1 protein-coding gene is annotated in these 2773 nt (G+C 72.1%); it reads right to left on the bottom strand.

The window, feature by feature from the left end:
- On the bottom strand, nt 1-2754 hold a 2754-nt coding region (locus H5J30_RS25725; protein ID WP_258563538.1), incomplete at its 3' end, for a non-ribosomal peptide synthetase.
- Nucleotides 2755-2773 lie beyond the last annotated feature (19 nt).

The following is a 2773-nucleotide window of genomic DNA, read 5'->3' as shown; positions in this document are numbered from 1 at the left end:
GGGGTCGAGGGGGCGATGGCCGAGGGGGGAGTCGGGGGCGCCGAGAAGCTCGGTCCACGTCTCGATCTCGGCGGCGCGGTCGTCGGCCCTTGCCTGGGTGACGAGTTCGTGCGCCCATTGCCGGAAGGGGGTGGGTACGGGTTCGAGGGCGGGCTGCCTGCCGTCGGCGAGAGAGACGCAGGCGGCTTGGAGGTCGGGGAGGAGGATGCGCCAGGACATGCCGTCGACCACCAGGTGATGGACGACGAGGATCAGCCGCCCGACCCGGGACCGGCCGCCGTCCAGCCAGACGACGTGCAGCATCGCCCCGTCGGCGGGGTCGAGGTGCGCGGCGGCGGCGCGGGCTTCGCGGGCGGCGAGCGCGTCGAGGTCGGTGGTGCCGGCGGCATCCACGCGGCTGACGAGCCGGGCGGCGTCGACGGCGCCGCGTTCGGGGACGACGAGACGGGGGTTCGCCGGCTCCGAGAGGTCGGTCCGGGCCCGGAGCATGGCGTGCACGTCGAGCAGGGCGCCGACGCCGCCGGTCAGTACGGAGCGGGTAAGCGCCGCGGGCGCACCGACGACCATCCACTGGGCGAAGTCGGCGTCTGCCGACCGTACGCCCTGCGCCCGCATCGCCGGCGTCCACGGCACCTCGCCGGTGTCCTGGGCACGCGCCGCTGGGATCGCGGCCGGGGCGGCACCGGCGACGGCGGCCAGCTTCTCGGGGGTCCGCTGCTCGAAAACCTGCCGGGGGGTGAGTACGAACCCTTCGCGGCGGGCGCGGGAGGCGAGTTGCATGGAGGTGATGGAGTCGCCGCCGAGAACGAAGAAGTCGTCGTCCGCGCCGACACGCGGCAAGCCCAGGACATCGGCGACGAGGGCGCACAGCATCTCCTCGGTCTCGCCCTCGGGCGCGCGGCCGGTCGCCCGCTCGGCGAGGTCGGGTGCGGGCAGGGCCTTGCGGTCGGTCTTGCCGTTGGGGGTGAGCGGGAGCGCGTCGAGGATGACGATGGCGGCGGGGACCATGTGCTCGGGAAGCCGGGTGGCGGCGAAGTCCCGTACGGCGTCGGCGTCGACGTCGCCATCGGTGCCGACGATGTAGGCGATGAGTCGTTTGTCGCCGGGTCGGTCCTCGCGGACGGCGACGGCGGTCTGCGTCACGTCGGGGTGGGCGGCGAGGACGGCTTCGACCTCGCCGGGCTCGATCCGGAAGCCACGGATCTTGACCTGCTCGTCGCCACGGCCGGCAAAGTGCAGCAGACCGTCGTGAGACCACCGGGCCAGGTCGCCGGAGCGATACATGCGCGCGCCCGGCTCGAAGGGACACGCGACGAAGCGCTCCGCGGTCAACCCACCGCGGCCGATGTAACCCCGGGCAAGCCCGGAGCCCGCGATATACACCTTACCGATGACACCCGGAGGCACGGGCCGCAGGAAATCATCCAGCACGTAGGTATGCATGTTGCCGATCGGGCGGCCGATCGCCGGGGGCACGTCGTGCGGCTCGATGCCCGCATCGAGCGGGACAGCGGTGGTGATGACGGTGGCCTCGGTCGGACCGTACGTGTTCCACACCTGGGCCTGCCGCGTCCAGCGGGACGCCAGGTCGGCGGTCAGCAACTCGGCACCCAGCACCCAGTTCCGCACCCCGGTGACCGCGGCCGGGTCGAGAACGCTCAACAGTGACGGCACCACACTGGCCACGGACACTCCGGAGCTACGCATCATCTCGGCCAGCGCCGCGGGCTCCTCGCGTTCCTCACTCGACGCAACTGCCAACGTCCCACCCGCAGCCAGCGTGACCGCGAGGTCCAGGACGGCGGCGTCGAAGCTGAACGACGCGAACTGCAACGCCGTCACACCCTCCACCACACCGAGAATCGGACGCATCGCCTCCGCCAGGTTCGCCGGACCGCGATGCGGGACCGCCACGCCCTTCGGGCGGCCGGTGGAACCCGATGTGTAGATGACGTACGCCAGTTGCCCCGGCTCCAGCACCGTATCCAGCGGCTCCGCCGACTCCCCCGCAGCAGACACCAGGTCCTCCGCGCTCAGCACCACCTGCGCACCACTGTCGGCGACCATGAACGCCAACCGCTCCCCCGGATAGGCAGGATCCAACGGCACATACGCGCCCCCGGCCTTCCACACCGCAAGCATCGCCACAACCATCTCGACCCCGCGCGGCAAACACAGCCCCACCCGCACTTCCCGACCCACACCCAGCCGGATCAGATACCGCGCCAGCCGATTCGCCCGCGCATCCAACTCCCCATACGACAGCGCGTCCGCCCCACACCGCACCGCCACCGCCTCCGGCGACCGCCGTACCCGCTCCTCGAACCGGTCCAGCACCGAACCCTCCGGCACCGCCAGCCCCGTCGCGTTCCACCCCGACACGACCCGGGACCGCTCCGACGGGTCCAGCACCTCCACATCCCCGACCAGCACCATCGGGTCCGCCACCACCTGCTCCAGCACCCGCACCACCCGCCGCGCCAGCCCCTCCGCCTCGCGCGCCTCGAACAGGTCCGGCCGATACGTCACCCGCACGTGCAGCCCGTCCGCCGGTACCACTCCGATGGCCAGCGGGTAGTGCGTGCCGGCCGCGCTGCGTTCCTGGGTGATGCCGATGGCGTCGTCCGCCGGTCCGGTGGCGGGGAGGCCCAGGTCGTTCCGCGGGTAGTTCTCGAACATCAGCATCGTGTCGAAGGTCGCGCCGGACGGGGCGAGTTCCTGGATCTCCTGGAGGCCGAGGTGCTGGTGCCCCATCAACGCCGACTGCCGACCC

It is taken from the genome of Streptomyces phytophilus, from assembly GCF_013870535.1.
GTDB lineage: Bacteria > Actinomycetota > Actinomycetes > Streptomycetales > Streptomycetaceae > Streptomyces > Streptomyces phytophilus.
The sequence above is the reverse complement of the archived record's forward strand: the minus strand, read 5'-3'. Positions and strand labels throughout refer to the sequence as shown.